The sequence below is a fragment of the Kaistella chaponensis genome, assembly GCF_900156725.1.
Classification (GTDB): Bacteria; Bacteroidota; Bacteroidia; order Flavobacteriales; family Weeksellaceae; genus Kaistella; species Kaistella chaponensis.
Genome location: NZ_FTOI01000006.1, coordinates 51232 through 66655 on the forward strand (window position 1 = coordinate 51232; position 15424 = coordinate 66655).

The window sequence follows — 15424 nt, forward strand, 5'->3', positions numbered from 1 at the left end:
GATTCGAGATTTGAGATTTGAGATTTGAGTTATTTCATAAACTCCAAAACAGCATCAGTAATATATTTCAACTGCTCTTCATCCAATTCCGTATGCATCGGTAATGAAATAACCTGTTCTAACAATTTATCCGTGTTTACAAAATCTTTCGGATCACTTTCCTGGAAATAAGCTTTCTGTTTTCTCAACGCTACCGGATAATAAATCATGGCCGGAACTTCTTTTTCGGTTAAAAATTTCTGAAGTTCATTTCGCTGACCATTCAAAATTCTCAAAGTATATTGATGAAAAACATGCGTTGAATACGCAGCTCTTTTTGGGCTTAGAATATTTGGATTTTCTGCAAAAGCTTCGTCATAATAATCGGCCGCTTTTCTTCTAGCCTCATTATAACCGTCTAAAAGTGGCAGTTTCTTTCTTAAAATCGTCGCTTGTAAACTGTCTAAACGAGAATTTACACCAACCTCATCGTGGTAATATCTTTCGTACATTCCATGATTTACAATTCCGCGCAATTTGTGGGCAAGCTCATCATCATTGGTAAAAATCGCACCACCATCACCGTAACAACCCAAATTTTTGGAAGGAAAGAAAGAAGTTGTTCCCAAAATCCCCATCGTTCCGGATTTTTTTACTGTTCCATCTGAAAATATAAAATCAGAACCAATTGCTTGTGCATTATCTTCAATAACGAATAAACCATGCTCTTTCGCCACTTTCAAAATCTCTTCCATATTCGCGCACTGACCAAAAATATGAACAGGAATAATCGCCTTTGTTTTCGGAGTAATTGCAGCTTTCAATTTTTCGATATCAATCGTAAAAGTATCATAATCCACATCGACCAAAACCGATTTTAATTTTAATAAATGCACTACTTCTACGGTTGCTGCAAAAGTAAAATCTGCGGTGATGATCTCATCGCCTTCTTTCAAGTCGAGCGCCATCAAAGCAATCTGCAATGCATCGGTCCCGTTTGCACAAGGAATTACGTGTTTTACGTCTAAATATTGCTCTAGTTCTGTTTGAAAAGATTTCACTTCAGGTCCATTAATAAAAGCAGCGGAATCAATTACGTTTAAAACCGCGTTATCAACATCGGCTTTTATCTTATAATATTGACTTTGCAGGTCAACCATCTGAATTTTTTTCATAAAAAAATATTTGTTCAAATTTACTAAAATTAAGTTTTTGAAAAAACTAAATCCCTTTAATGTTTTTCTTTAATCAATTATTCAATCTGTTGTTTTTTCATCACCAATAATTTTAGAAAAGCTTTTAACCTAATTTCAATAAAAATTGCCATCATTAAATTTAGGAAATGAACATTTTTTTCAACTGAATAAATTTATCGCAGACATCAAATTCAAATTGTTTTAAAAGGCGGAAAAGTCGAGATTAATAAAAACGAAAACAAAACGTATATTATATAAGACTCTTAAAATATTTCCCCTAAAAACGCTTACAATCTTCAGTATTTTTTTTACTTTTGCTTCAATCTAATAATTTAAATATGAAGAAAATATTATCCGTTGTTATTCTGGTAGCCTATGGTTTTGTGAGTGCACAAACCGAACTTGTTTTTGTGTATTTCAAAGATAAACCTAACAAAGCAGCTTTTTATGCCAATCCAACATCAGAACTTACACAGAAATCTTTGGACAGAAGAACACGCCTCGGAATTGCACTGAATGATCAGGATGCACCTTTGGAACAATCTTATGTGCAAAATATTCGAAATTTAGGATTTACGGTCACGGATTATTCGAAATGGATGAATGGTGTTGCTGTAAACGCTACTGCTTTACAGATTACCCAACTACAAAGTCAACCTTATGTAAATACGGTGGAAAGATTCATCAAACACGGCGGAAAAATTGGTACCCCTGTAAAGCGGAATAAGTTTGAAAAATTTAACAACACAGAAGGAAAAATCGATTTTAATTACGGACAAGGTTTAGCGCAAATTAATCAGATCAATTTGAGACCACTTCATATTGCAGGTTTTACTGGTGCAGGTATGACAATTGCGGTTATTGACACTGGTTTTCCGACCGTAAATACCGGTTCAGCTTATTCAAGAATAAGAAATAGCGGTCAAATAAAAGGCGGTTACAATTTCATTAACAAAAGCACAGATATCTACAACACCTCTCTAAATAATCACGGATCTTATTGTTTGGGAACAATTGCAGGATATGTTGCGAACAGCTACGTAGGTTCAGCTCCAGATGCAGATTTTTATCTCTATGCCACAGAAGATGCTGTAAACGAAATTCCTGAAGAGCAATTGTACTGGACAGAAGCCGCAGAAGAAGCCGACCGAAAAGGAGTTGATTTAATCTCGACTTCTCTGGGATATTATGATTTTGATGATGCGCGCTACAATTTGCTTTATTCTGACATGAACGGCACCACTTCTTTCATCGCAAGAACCGCTCAAATCGCAACTGAAAAAGGAATTTTTGTTTTAGCAGCCGCGGGAAACGAAGCTCAAAATTCTTGGCACTACATTATTACTCCTGCGGATAATAGCAAAGTTTTCACCGTTGGAGCAGTGACTTCGACTGGAGCAAGCTCTAGCTTTTCTTCGTATGGACCAAATTCTGTTGGTGTTATTAAACCCGATGCAAGTGCAAGAGGAACTTCTACGTTTATGGGGTATAATAATGGGGTAACTTCGAGCAGTGGAACTTCTTTCGCCACACCACTTGCTGCAGGTGCAGTTGCATGTTTACTGCAAGCAACCCCAACGAAATCACGATCTGAAATTAGAGATCTTCTCCGACAGAATTCATCTCTTTTCCCGAATCATACCGATCCTATGGGTTACGGAATTTTAAATTTAGGAAAAGTACTAAATGCGACTTTAGGAACCGCTGAAAGCAGTACTAAAAGTAATTTAAATATTTATCCGAATCCTGTAAAATCAAGTTTTACGATCACGACTTCAGAAAAAATTCTTTCTATGGAATTGTATGATACATTAGGAAGAAAATTAAAAAGCCTGACGAACGAGAAAACAAACAATATCGAAAATCTTGAAAAAGGCGTTTATTTCGTGAAAGTAAAAACGGAGAAAAACGAGTATATCGAAAAATTGATGAAGCAGTAAATGGAGAAAAGAAAAAAGAATAAAGAATAAAGAGAAAAGAGAAAAGAGAATAGACTTCGAATAAAATAGATCAATTCTTTACTATCAAAATACTTAAAATAACATCAAAAAAAACGCTTCTATTGGAAGCGTTTTTTTGGTAAAAAGTTTTGAAAAAGGTGAACATTTAAGCCGAATTTCGACTCGCATTAATATTCCCAAAAAGTGACCGCGTGACGAGTTTTTCATACGCTTCCATTTTTCCCTCTTTTTTCTGAATTTTCATTAAAGCATATTGCTGAATGCTCAAAAGAGGCAAAACAATTTTCTCCCGAATTTTGACAGATTTTCGCGAAAGTGGTTCTTCTTCCATCAACATTTTGAAGCCGGTTAATTCTAACATCATTGCTTTCGAGAGTTCATATTCCTCAAATAAAACACTCCAGAATTCACCAAACTTCGGATTATTTTTCATGTAATACGTAAGCGGAAAATAGGATTTATTCATACTCATCATGGAGTTTAAGACCAATGTTTTGAAGAAATCTGAACCTTTGTACAATGCAAGAACTTCATCGAAGCGACCTTCATTTTTCAAATCATGCAGCGCAAATCCGAAACCGAAAAATCCCGGAACATTTTGTTTCAATTGACTCCACGATCCTACAAAAGGAATCGCACGCAAATCTTCAAATTTAATTTTGTTTCCAGCTCCACGTTTTGAAGGACGACTGCCAATATTGGTTTTCCCGTAATATTCGAGTGTACTCATTTCTTGCAAATACGGCACAAACATTGGGTGCGCTTTCAAATCTGAATATTTTTTGAAACTGATATTTGCTAATTCTTCAATTAATTCCCGCTCTTTTTGACTTAAATCTTTTTTGGAATTTTTGAAAACATCATTTTCAATTCCGGCGGTTAATAGTTGTTCAAAATTATATTTCGCCTGATCTTTATTCCCGAAAACACTTGTTATCGTTTGACCTTGAATGGTAATTTCAATTTTGTTATTGGCAATTGTTTTTCCTTGAGAGGCATAAAAATCGTGCGTTTTACCACCACCTCTTGCAGGAGGACCACCTCTTCCATCAAAGAAAATTACTTTTATATCATAATCTTCCGAAACTTTGGTGAGTTGTTCCTTGGTTTCATAAATTTCCCAGTTGGCTTTCAAATAACCCCCATCTTTGGTCCCATCAGAAAAACCAAGCATGATCGTTTGTTCATTGCCGCGTCGTTCAACATGTCTTCGATAAATAGGAAAATTGTACAATTCTTTCATTACATTTTCACCCGCATCCAAACCTTCCATGGTTTCAAAAAGTGGGACAATATCAATATTGATTTCCTCTTCTTGATATCCACATAATTTGAAAAGTGCAAAAACATTCAAAACTTCTTTGATGTGATCTGAATTTGAAATAATGTACCGACTCATTCCTCTTTCGCCATTTCTTCTCTGAATATTTTTAATGTTATTGATGTTTTCCAGCGTGTCTTTTGTAATTCCCTCAAAATCATTGGGATCAAGAACCAAATTTGTATTCAGAAGCCAATTCAATTTCTCTTCTTCTGAAATTTTTTCTATCTCTAAACCCGATTTTTTAGTAAGAATATCATCAATAATTCCCTGATGAACGCGGCTGTCTTGGCGAATATCTAAGGTTGCGAAATGTGTTCCGAAAATTTTCACACGGTCTTCAAAATCTTCCAATAAATGAAGAAATAGACCATTGTTTTTCTCGACGATTATTTTTTTAGCCTCATTCAAATATTTTAAAATTTCGTCGGAGTGAATGCTTTGATCTTCTTTAAAAATAGCGTCGTACAAATGATGACTCAGTTTTTCTAAAATTTCAGAAACTCCACGAAAACTTAATCTTCGACGCACATTTTTTAAATGTTCATAATAAGATTTTAGAATAGAAAAATGCAATTCTGCCGCAACTTTCTGCGTAATTTCTGCCGTAACAAATGGATTTCCATCGCGATCTCCTCCCGGCCAAAAACCGAGTTGGATCATTTCCTGACTGGGCACAAAAGAATCGGTGGCAAAAGCATTTTTTATTTTTTTGTACAATTCTCCGATCGTGTCGTAATACACATAGCGCAAATAGAAGATAATGCTCATCGCTTCGTCTAAAGGCGTGGGTTTTTCTTTATTAACGAAAGGCGTTTTTCCCAACTGCTGCAAAAGCATATCGATTTCGGTAACCGAATCTTCCATAATCGCTGAACGTAAATCGTGCAGAATTCTTTGAACGGAATTGGGATAAAATTGCGTTGGATGCGCGGTGAAAACTACTTTTATCGCAAAATTTTTCATTTTCTCACGAGTCTCTTCCAAAAGATGTTCTTGGGTAGCTCGCTCCTGAAGTTGCATCACCGTTCCGGAATCATTTTCTGAATGAAGTTCTGCAAAAGCAGCATCTTCAATACTGTCAAACAAAACAACTTGCCTCTCAATATATTGGATGATTTTGAAGAGCAATTCGGTTTTCTGATCATCGGTTTGAAGTTCGGTATGTTTCGCAAAAAATTCCTCCATAATTTCTTCAGGATTTTTCCCTTTCTCATAACCTACCCTACTTTCTTCATACAAAAAAGGCAGCAACATCCCAATATTGCTCATTTTATCATAAGGCAAACTCATGAAAAGAGAATTGTAAATCTGAAATTTATTCTCGACCAATTGGCGGAACTTTTCTGTTTTTTCGTCGTGTCTCATCTAACAAATTTAGGTAATTTATAATTTTAAAGCATTGCTATTTTAAAAGATTAAAGCGGACGCTCTTATTTTTTTCCTCCTAGATTTAGGAAAAATTTGTATCTTCAATTCATGAAATTGATAAGCATCCTATTTCTCGCATTTTTTTCCTTGACTTGGGGACAAAATGAGTTCAAAATCACCCATCATAAGAAAACGGTGATTCCTTTTCAATTCATCAACAATCTTATTTTTGTTCCATTGAATATTAATGGAGTTGACCTTACTTTTTTACTCGATTCGGGCGTGAATGAGACGATTCTCTTTAGTTTAGAAGATAAAGAAATTAACTTTAATGATATCGAAAAAATAAAATTTTCAGGACTGGGCGAAAGTAAAAATATTGAAGGTTTGAGGTCCGATAATAATGTCGTAAATATTGGAAAAGATTTTCAGGATTTAAAGCATACTGTTTTTATTATTTTAGACGAAAGCATCAACTTTTCTTCTCATGTCGGAATTCCGGTGAATGGGATTATCGGTTATCAGTTTTTTAAGGATCATGCGGTACAGATTGATTTTGTTTCCAAAAAAATTACCGTTTTCAATGATGATAAGACTTTTAAAAAATCAAAAAAAAGAAGCATTGAACTGCCTATTTCTATCGAAGGAAACAAACCTTATTTGATGACAGGAGTTGAAATGACGAAAACAAAAGTAGAATCTAAAATGCTTTTGGATCTTGGAAATAGCGATGCAATCTGGCTTTTCCCTAAATTAATTGATGATTTTGTGTACAACCGACCCAATATTGATGATTATTTAGGACAGGGATTTAATGGTGATATCTTCGGCAAAAGAAGTAGAATACACCGCCTCTATTTAGGGAATTTTGTGTTTGAAAAACCACTGACTGCAATGCCAGATGAATATTCGATTCAAAATTTACGAATCGTTCCGAATCGAAAAGGTTCTATCGGCAGTGATATTTTGCGAAGATTTTCGGTCATTTTTGATTATCCGAACCACAAAATTTATTTGCGTAAAAACATTAATTTCGATGATCCTTTTATATTCAACAAAAGCGGTTTGGATATTCAACATGATGGATTGACGTGGGAAAAAGATCTGGTTACTATAGAAACTGCCCGAAAAGATAAAAGCAATGAGGGCGAAGTTGGATATGAAGCCAAAGAAAGTTTCAAGTATAATTTTGTATTAAAACCCAAATATTCTGTTGCAGGTTGCCGCAAAGATTCGCCCTGTTTTATTGCCGGTATCAGAAAAGAGGATAAAATCATCAGAATCAATAGAAAGAAAGTGGGCGATTACACTTTGCAGAAAATTAATAATCTACTGAAGGAAGAAGACGGTACCAAAATCACTTTCGACATAGAGCGTAACAACCAAAAAATGTCCTTCGAAATCAAACTAAGTGACCCAATTCCTTACCAAGATGCAAATTGAAGAAACCATTTTAGACAGCATTCGTTCCCGACCACGATTTAAAATTTTCACCGATATTCCTCGGGAAGTCTATACCTTGCATTTAAAGAAATTTCTGGCAGAAAAGGAGATGAATTACTCGGGAACCATTCACAGCGAGGAAGCAATCATTCGTGTGAAAAGTGAGGGAAATTATTTCTGGAAACCGTGTTTAGCCTTGCGAACAGAGGTTGATCGTGAAGAAAATAAAACGATAATCAGGGGAATTTTCGGCCCAACTTCCGCAGTTTGGACTTTTTTCATGTTCTTGAACTTTATTTTCGGGATTTCATGGATGCTCCTTATCACGATTTGGTTTGTAGAAAAACAGATTAAAAGCAACGATTTTCCGTGGGCACTTTCCGCCTCGTTTGTCGTTTTGGCATTATTGGCAATGACTTTTATTGCCGCAAGATTCGGACAAATAAAAGCTAGAAAAGAAATGCAGAAACTTCGGGAATTTGCCGAAGAATCTATTAGAAGCTTTGAAAATACCTAAGCTGCAGGTTTTTCAACTGCGGGAATAGAAGCTTTCTCGGATCGAACTGCATCGGTATTTTCTTGTTCTTCTAAAATCTTCTCGAGATCAGGTTTGATGATTTCATTTAATTCATCCACCGAAATATCATTGGATTTTGGATCTTGAATTAAATTTTTCCAGGGCTTTTTTGCGCCCCATTTGTAATCCCCAAAAATAATCACGGGAGTTCCATGTGCTTTTACTGTTGCACCGCCTTTGTTCAAAACCCACTGATCTGCCCAGTTGTAAAGATATTTCGCATCTTCTAGCAATAGCCTTAAACAAGAGTGTGAAGCAGGATATCCTGGCAAATCATATTGATGCCATCCGATTCCTAAATTATTATGAATATTGAAATTAAAGGGTAATTTCCAATTTTTGTCAACCGTAGAAATTGCGAGTTCTTTCTTCCAGTTCGCAAAGGTTAATCCACGTTTCGTTTGGGCTTTTTTCGAACCCATACTTGTAGGACCCCATTTCACCAAATTTCCGTTTTCATACAATGCATAAGCTTGAATTGGATAGGAAAATAAAACAATTTTATGCACCTCTTTCAATATTTCTAAATGATTCGGAAAAGGCGAATAAGACATTAATGTTGCATCAATTTTATCGGGAATTGCAAGCGTATCGGCACGCCATTTATTTTTTAAATCTAAGCGGTTCAAAGCTAAAATTGAGTATTGCTCATCTTTAGAAAACTCTTCGTTGAAAGCTGCCATCGCCGAATCTTTCTTCTCTTTTGGAAAAATAAACGCAGCATATTTTACTACTGGTTTTTCAACTTCTACTTTTTTCAGGGTGTCTTTTTTGGCATTGGATATAGCATTATTTTGCGGTAAAGACTGACCAGCGATCACCTCATCTTTTTTACACTGTACTAAAAGTAAAATTGTAGCAAAAGCAAAAAAGAGATCAAAAAAAGGAGTTTTTTTCTTCGTAGAGAACATATTAATTTATTTCGTGTAGTGTTTGCAAGTATAGTACCACGTACAAATATAGTCAGGTGATTTCAATAAATCGCTTCGAAATGCAAATTTGGTGAACTGCAATAATTTTTAGAAGATCATTTTTTGCTCAGTTGCGAAATTTTTGGGCCTTACTAAAAAGTTTAAATGAATGCTTCATTAAAATAACAAATGAAAAACCTTTAATTTCATCGTTATAATAAGTTGCAGAAAGAGAGAAAATCCTTGTCTTTACTTACTTTTTCACGCTAATAAATTCAGGGACTAATTTGTTTTTTCTGGAGGGTAAATTCATGAGAACAATTGCGAAAAGAATTAAAATTATTCCTACCCATTGAATTACAATCACTTCTTCACCCAATAAGACAAAAGCCATGGTTACTGAAACTGGTAATTCCAGCGATGAAATAATGCTTCCTAATCCTAAACCTGTTTTTGGAAACCCCAAGTTAAACAATATGGGTGGAATGATGGTTCCGAACAAAGCAAGAACAAAACCGTAGGTATAGAAAATAGAAAAGTCGAACGGTTTAATGTGTTCTGTATTATCGGTAAAATTCAAATAAAGTGATTTCAAAAAGTCAAAATGCAACGGACCGATCTGTGCGAAAAAGAGAAATACAAAAACAATTATTGCTCCGCCAGAAAGCATAATTAAACTTTTTCTGAGCACCGGAATGTGAGTTGCCAAAGTATTCGAAGTAAACATCGTCGCTGTAAAAGATGCTGCAGCCATTAATCCCCAAAATACACCGTGCCAATCTAAAGTCACGTCTAAATTAATGAGGTTTGTTGCGAGAAATGTTCCTGCTAAAACAATACTAGTAGCAATGATCTTCTTCAAATTTGGAAATTTTCTCGAAATAAAGCTTTCTACAACTACGCTGAACCAAACCGATTGCATTAATAAAACGATGGCGATGGAAACGTTAATATACTGCACACTGAGATAATAAAATAAACTGGTACAACCTAAGGAAGTTCCTGCAAGCATCAATATTCTGACCTCTTTTGCAGTAGGTTTTGCCAGATTTTTCTTTGCTGTTTTGGTCTGAATTCCATTCAAAATTAATAAACCCAACAATCCCAAAACAAATTGTGCGGTGGTCACTTCTGAGGTAGTAAAACCATCGCGGTACGATAATTTAACAAAAGTTGCCAACATCCCAAAAATACTTGCGCCCATTGCAACAAATAAAACTCCTTTAAAAATACTCTTCTTCTCCATTCTTTTTTTCAGCCTGCAAACTTACGGTTTTTATACCTTCTAGAATTACAGGATCGCAGAAAAATGGATGTTTAGCTAATATTATTAGATTTCAGAAGAAAAATGATTTGAATTGTTCTTCTTCAAAAAAGAAGGTAAATGATAATTCCCAGAACTAAAACTCCAATTGTAGGAAGGTTCAGTTACTAGAATTTTATATTCTTCAAATTATGGAGCGTGGTGATGAACAATTGATCTTGATGGTTAAATCTTTTAAATAAAATTGATCAAAAAGCAATCACCGAAGTCACCTTATTTTCGATAAAGCTCTAAGTAGATGTGAGCAGATTTATCCCAAGAGAAATCGAAATCCATATTTGATTGTATCAAATTTTTCATCAAATCATGGTCATGATAAATATGCATTGCTCTATGCATCGCATTCACCGCATCTTCTGCAGTTGCATCTCCGAAATTTATTCCACTTCCACCTGTAGAAATATCTTCGACTGTATCTCGCAAACCACCGATATATCTTACAATAGGTACCGTTCCGTACCGCATTGCGTACATTTGGTTGAGTCCACAAGGTTCTACGCGAGACGGCATTAATAAGAAATCTGATGAAGCATAAATTTTGTGCGAAAGATATTCTTTATAACCCAAATCTAGCGCGAAATTAGAGTAGGTTCCACTTAATTCTTTGAGTTCATTTTCTATTTGTTTTTCACCTGAACCTAAAATCATTACATTCAGTCTACCTTGCGTTTGTTGAATGCTTTTCTCAACAATTTTCGGCAGCAAATCGGCGCCTTTTTCCCCAGCAAATCTTCCGATAAAACTAAATAGCGGAAGATCGGGATTCAAACCATATTCTTCACACAACGCTTTTTTATTTTTCCATTTCCCCTCGGAAGCGTCTTTTTTACTAAAATTAAAATCTAAAAAAGCATCGGTTGCAGGATCCCAAACTTCGGTATCAATTCCATTGATGATTCCATAAGCTTTGCCATTTTCTTGTTGAACAAGACTTTCTAACCCTCGGAAATTCTGAAAAAGTTCTTGCATATAACCGCCAGAAACCGCGTTGAAAGCGTGGCAACATTTGATCATCGTCGCCAATGGATTGATGTAGCCATTCCAATCGAGCAAACCATAATTTTCCCCATAAAACCACGGCATATAATTCGCCATATCCCAACGCATTTGTCCTTGATATTCGCCGTTATGAATCGTACCAATGGTTTTCACGCCTTTCAGAAAATTAAATTCTGGGCAATTTTCAATCATAAAAGGAACCAAACCGGTGTGATAATCGTGGCAATGCAAAATATCCGGACGAATTTTCATCGCAGAAAGCCAATGCAAAACGCCATGTTGAAAAGCCAGAAATTGTTGACTTTCGTCCCAATAACCGTACGGATTATCGCGATCTAAAAGTCCTGGAATTTTCACCAAATACAAATCAAAACCTAAAGTCTGACTTCTTTCTTTCATCACTTGAACCTGAAAAGTGTGCACACTTTGATGAATCCAACCATCAAAAACAATTTCGAAACTATGGTCATGAACGAAAGGTTTGTTGTACCACGGCATAATTACACTGGCTTCAATGCCTTCAATTTTATTCAGATATTTGGGTAAAGCTCCTACCACATCGGCTAAACCACCGACTTTTGCAACAGGATAACATTCCATGGAAAGGTTAAAAATCTTCATACGTTACTATTCTAGGTTTCAAAATCGATCCTCAAAAAGAGGGTTATTTTTAAAAATTCGTGCGTTTTATTTTTTCTTGGTACTCTTTTTTAAATCGGGTGCCGCTTCTGTAATCGCTTTTTTCAGGCGCGAAACTTTTGGTTTAGGATTTTCAACATTAATTTCTTTTGGAGAAGTTTTAGGTTGAACTTTCTTGTTTACCTCTGAAATTTCTTTGTTTTCAAGTTTCGGGGCAGATTTTGGTTTTGAAATTTTGGAAGCAGTACTTTTTTTCTTCGATTTCACAACTGCTTTCTGTTTCAAAACAACTCCCGAAAGAGCCGGTAAATTTAAAATAATCGCATTTGGACGGAACATCCACTCGTCGTCTTCTTCATCAACGATTTCAGCTTTTACGCCACTTCCACCATATTTTTCGTCGTCGGAATTGAGAATAACTTCCCAATTGGTTCCTTCATTGACTCCAATTTTATACTCGAAAACTCTGGGTGTTAAATTGAGCACAATCATCAAAACATCGTCTTCGCTGCTCCCTTTTCTCAAATAAATAAAGATCGAATTGTCACTGTCATTCGCTTCAACCCATTCAAATCCGGTTCTTTTAAATTGGTTTTCGTACAGTGAAGTTTGGGTTCTGTACAGCGTATTTAAATCTTTAACAAAATTCTGCAATCCTTTGTGGATCGGATATTCTAACAAATGCCAATCGAGAGAAACTTTAAAATTCCACTCATTGGTTTGTGCAAATTCATCGCCCATAAAAAGCAGTTTTGCTCCTGGATGCGTGAACATATACGTATACAAAGCGCGAAGATTGGCGAATTTCTGCCACTCATCTCCCGGCATTTTATAAATTAAACTCGATTTTCCGTGTACCACCTCATCATGGGAAAGAGGCATCATATAATTTTCATTATAAACGTACATGGAAGCAAAAGTGATTTTGTTGTGCAAGTATTTTCGACCGATAGGATCTTCTTTAAAATATTTCAACGTATCGTGCATCCAACCCATCATCCATTTCATTCCGAAACCGATTCCACCATCGTGAACGGGTTTTGTGAGCATGGGAAAGTCTGAACTTTCTTCTGCAATGGTCATAATATCTGGAAATTCTTTATAAACGGCGGTGTTGAATTCCTGTAAAAATAATTTTGCTTCTAAATTCACATTTCCGCCTTCAATATTCGGTTCCCATTCTCCTTCGTTTCTGGAATAATCTAAATGCAGCATCGAAGTTACGGCATCAACTCGCAATCCATCTGCATGATAACGATCGAGCCAAAACATGGCGTTAGAAATTAAAAAAGACTTCACTTCTGGTCTTCCATAATTAAAAATATAGGATTTCCAATCGGGATGAAAACCTTTTCGCGGATCTTCGTGTTCGTAAAGAAAAGTTCCATCAAAATAATGCAAACCATTTGCATCACCCGGAAAATGAGAAGGAACCCAATCGAGAATTACGCCGATATTATTTTGGTGAAGCTCATTAATCAAAAACATTAAATCCTGAGGTGAACCAAAACGAGAAGTTGCGGCAAAAAATCCGGTTACTTGATAACCCCAACTTGGATCATACGGATATTCCATGACCGGCATAAATTCTACGTGCGTAAAATTCATTTCTTTCAAATAAGGAACGAGTCTTTCGGCGATTTCGCGGTAATTAAAAAATCTTTCAGGATCATCAACACCTCTCATCCAAGACGCTAAATGCATTTCATATACAGAAATTGGCGCATCTAATGAATTGCTTTTCCAGCGTTCAGCCAGCCAATTTTCGTCGCTCCATTCGTACCAAGTTGTTGAAATTACGGAACTTGCCTGAACATTTTGTTCCCAACTGAGTGCAAAAGGATCGCCTTTTTCGAGAAGAATATCTTTGTTGGATCGAATTCCGTATTTGTAAATATCTCCCCACTTTAAGTGGGGAATAAAGCCTTCCCAAATTCCGGAACTGTCCCATCTTGGGAATAAATGGTGCGTTTCTGGGTTCCAATTATTAAAATCCCCGATGACGCTTACTTTTTTTGCAAAAGGCGCCCAAACTGCAAAATAAACTCCTTTTTCACCATTGACTTCCGCGTTGTGAGAACCAAATTTATCGTATAATTTATAGTGTTTTCCTTCTCGGAATAGATAGATATCGTGATCAGTAAATAAGGAATGTGGAAGTACTTTTTCCATGGTTTACAATTTAAAGGATTTAGGAAATTGAGCAATACTCGAAATCCCAAATATTACCCTTCAAATATATTTAAAATAAAGCTAAAAAAGGCGCAGAAAATCATTAATGATTTAATTATTGCTCCTCGAATCATAATTTAGAATCATTGAAGTAAAGAAAAAATGAAATTGCACTTCTTGAAACTGCGCTATTTGCAAATTAAAATTCCTACTTTTAAACCCTCAAAAAACAGCAAAACAAGAAATGAACTTTACGATAACATCAGATGAAGATGACGAAAGACCTGTCTATATCACCGGGAATTTTAACAAATGGAATCCAAGAGATTTAGCCTTTGAACTTAAACTTCTCGCTAAAAACACTTATTCTATTGATATCTCCGAGGAAGATCTTCCGGAAACAATCGAGTATAAATATACACGAGGCGGTTGGGAAAATGTAGAAATTGACCGTTTCGGAAACATCACACCCAATAGAAGAGCTCAGAATTCGGAAACCGAAACAAATGATCAAGTTGAAAGATGGCGTGTTAATTGGGGACCTTTCAAAAAAGAATTCTACCCGATTGTTGAGATCATTTCTGATAAATTTTTTATTCCACAACTCAATAAGACCAGAAAAATTTGGGCGCTTCTCCCCTACAATTATAATAAAACCGATAAAACCTATCCTGTCCTTTATCTTCAGGATGCGCAAAATCTTTTTAATGAAGGTTCGGCTTTTGGCAATTGGGAAATTGATCAAAAATTGTCGATTCTTGCAGAATATGGAAGAGGTGATGTGATCATTATTGCCATAGAAAATGGAAGTGAAGACCGAATTAAAGAATACGTTCTAGACCACAATTCGATTACCGAAAATGCAGAAGGAAAAAAATACCTCCGCTTTCTTGCAGACACTTTGAAGCCTTATGTAGATTCTGTTTACCGTACAAAACCCGAACGGGAATTTACAGGAATCGGCGGCAGTTCTTTAGGTGGTCTTATTAGTATTTATAGTGGTTTTCTGTATCCTGAAGTCTATTCGAAATTAATGATTTTCTCGCCTTCACTTTGGATCAATCCCGAAAATAATTTTCCCCAAATGAACTTTAAAAATCCTTATGATATTAAAGTGTACATGTATGGAGGAGAAATGGAAGGTTCACAAATGACAGAAAGAATTGGCCTTTTCGAAAAAACAATGGAAGGTTGGGAAGATTCTCATTCCCTGCAGTTTGAATTTAAAGTCAGCATCAATCCCGATGGAAAACACCAAGAATTCTTTTGGTCACAGGAATTTCCGAGAGCCGTAGAATGGTTGTTTTATGATACTCAAGAAGATCCGAAAGAATTGGCAGCGAAAGCGGAAATGATCCGAAATGAAACAAGTGAAATGTGATTCTCAGTAGAGAAAAGAGTAAAGAAAATAGATAAAAGAGAAAAGAGAATAGAGAAAAGATAAAAGACTAACAATCAGTCGTCTGAAATTCTAAAACATATTGTTTAATATTTGTTAGGACTCATCTAAAATGTAGGTCAAATATTTTTC

At 35.6% G+C, this 15424-nt stretch carries 10 protein-coding genes; 4 read left to right on the forward strand and 6 right to left on the reverse strand.

What is annotated here, in order from left to right; translation table 11 throughout:
- Positions 1-29: 29 nt before the first annotated feature.
- Entirely contained in the window at positions 30-1154 is a 1125-nt protein-coding gene (locus BW932_RS07670) for a DegT/DnrJ/EryC1/StrS family aminotransferase (RefSeq protein WP_076386911.1), read from the reverse strand.
- A gap of 359 nt (positions 1155-1513) precedes the next feature.
- Here BW932_RS07670 and BW932_RS07675 point away from each other — a divergent pair, with 359 nt between their 5' ends.
- Positions 1514-3115: a S8 family peptidase gene (locus tag BW932_RS07675; protein ID WP_076386912.1), complete on the forward strand. Its 1602-nt coding sequence runs from the start codon at positions 1514-1516 to the stop codon at positions 3113-3115.
- 166 nt (positions 3116-3281) lie between these two features.
- Here BW932_RS07675 and BW932_RS07680 read toward each other — a convergent pair whose 3' ends face one another.
- The gene (locus BW932_RS07680) at positions 3282-5825 is read right to left on the reverse strand and encodes a phosphoenolpyruvate carboxylase (protein ID WP_076386913.1); all 2544 of its coding nucleotides are present in this window, start codon (positions 5823-5825) and stop codon (positions 3282-3284) included.
- A gap of 111 nt (positions 5826-5936) precedes the next feature.
- On the opposite strand from BW932_RS07680, the gene BW932_RS07685 reads away from it, so the two are divergent.
- Together BW932_RS07685 and BW932_RS07690 are read left to right on the forward strand one after the other, a co-directional pair.
- A complete protein-coding gene (locus BW932_RS07685; protein ID WP_076386914.1) occupies positions 5937-7271 on the forward strand; it encodes a PDZ domain-containing protein in 1335 nt (444 codons plus the stop codon).
- Complete coding sequence (locus BW932_RS07690) at positions 7240-7788, forward strand: hypothetical protein (protein WP_245820685.1); 549 nt, start codon at positions 7240-7242, stop codon at positions 7786-7788. Before BW932_RS07685 ends, BW932_RS07690 begins: the two co-directional genes overlap by 32 nt.
- Here the strand turns inward: BW932_RS07690 and BW932_RS07695 are convergent.
- From BW932_RS07695 to glgB, 4 genes are all read right to left on the reverse strand, one after another.
- The gene (locus BW932_RS07695) at positions 7785-8759 is read right to left on the reverse strand and encodes a L,D-transpeptidase (RefSeq protein WP_076386916.1); all 975 of its coding nucleotides are present in this window, start codon (positions 8757-8759) and stop codon (positions 7785-7787) included. The genes BW932_RS07690 and BW932_RS07695 overlap by 4 nt on opposite strands.
- Positions 8760-9012: 253 nt before the next feature.
- The gene (locus BW932_RS07700) at positions 9013-10005 is read right to left on the reverse strand and encodes an EamA family transporter (protein ID WP_076386917.1); all 993 of its coding nucleotides are present in this window, start codon (positions 10003-10005) and stop codon (positions 9013-9015) included.
- A gap of 291 nt (positions 10006-10296) precedes the next feature.
- Positions 10297-11703 (reverse strand): glycogen synthase, encoded by a 1407-nt coding sequence (locus BW932_RS07705; protein WP_076386918.1) that lies wholly within the window; start codon positions 11701-11703, stop codon positions 10297-10299.
- Positions 11704-11769: 66 nt separating this feature from the next.
- Positions 11770-13893: a 1,4-alpha-glucan branching protein GlgB gene (gene glgB / locus BW932_RS07710; protein WP_084566475.1), complete on the reverse strand. Its 2124-nt coding sequence runs from the start codon at positions 13891-13893 to the stop codon at positions 11770-11772.
- 244 nt (positions 13894-14137) lie between these two features.
- On the opposite strand from glgB, the gene BW932_RS07715 reads away from it, so the two are divergent.
- Positions 14138-15274, forward strand: coding sequence for an alpha/beta hydrolase (locus BW932_RS07715; protein WP_076386919.1), 1137 nt, complete (start codon positions 14138-14140; stop codon positions 15272-15274).
- The last annotated feature ends 150 nt before the right edge of the window (positions 15275-15424 follow it).

What these genes read in the sequence shown, in the direction of transcription:
- BW932_RS07700 (WP_076386917.1), bottom strand. Translation starts at nt 10,005, where the DNA reads ATGGAGAAGAAGAGTATTTTTAAAGGAGTTTTATTTGTTGCAATGGGC.
- BW932_RS07695 (WP_076386916.1), bottom strand. Translation starts at nt 8,759, where the DNA reads ATGTTCTCTACGAAGAAAAAAACTCCTTTTTTTGATCTCTTTTTTGCT.
- glgB (WP_084566475.1), bottom strand. Translation starts at nt 13,893, where the DNA reads ATGGAAAAAGTACTTCCACATTCCTTATTTACTGATCACGATATCTAT.
- BW932_RS07685 (WP_076386914.1), top strand. Translation starts at nt 5,937, where the DNA reads ATGAAATTGATAAGCATCCTATTTCTCGCATTTTTTTCCTTGACTTGG.
- BW932_RS07705 (WP_076386918.1), bottom strand. Translation starts at nt 11,703, where the DNA reads ATGAAGATTTTTAACCTTTCCATGGAATGTTATCCTGTTGCAAAAGTC.
- BW932_RS07680 (WP_076386913.1), bottom strand. Translation starts at nt 5,825, where the DNA reads ATGAGACACGACGAAAAAACAGAAAAGTTCCGCCAATTGGTCGAGAAT.
- BW932_RS07715 (WP_076386919.1), top strand. Translation starts at nt 14,138, where the DNA reads ATGAACTTTACGATAACATCAGATGAAGATGACGAAAGACCTGTCTAT.
- BW932_RS07675 (WP_076386912.1), top strand. Translation starts at nt 1,514, where the DNA reads ATGAAGAAAATATTATCCGTTGTTATTCTGGTAGCCTATGGTTTTGTG.
- BW932_RS07670 (WP_076386911.1), bottom strand. Translation starts at nt 1,154, where the DNA reads ATGAAAAAAATTCAGATGGTTGACCTGCAAAGTCAATATTATAAGATA.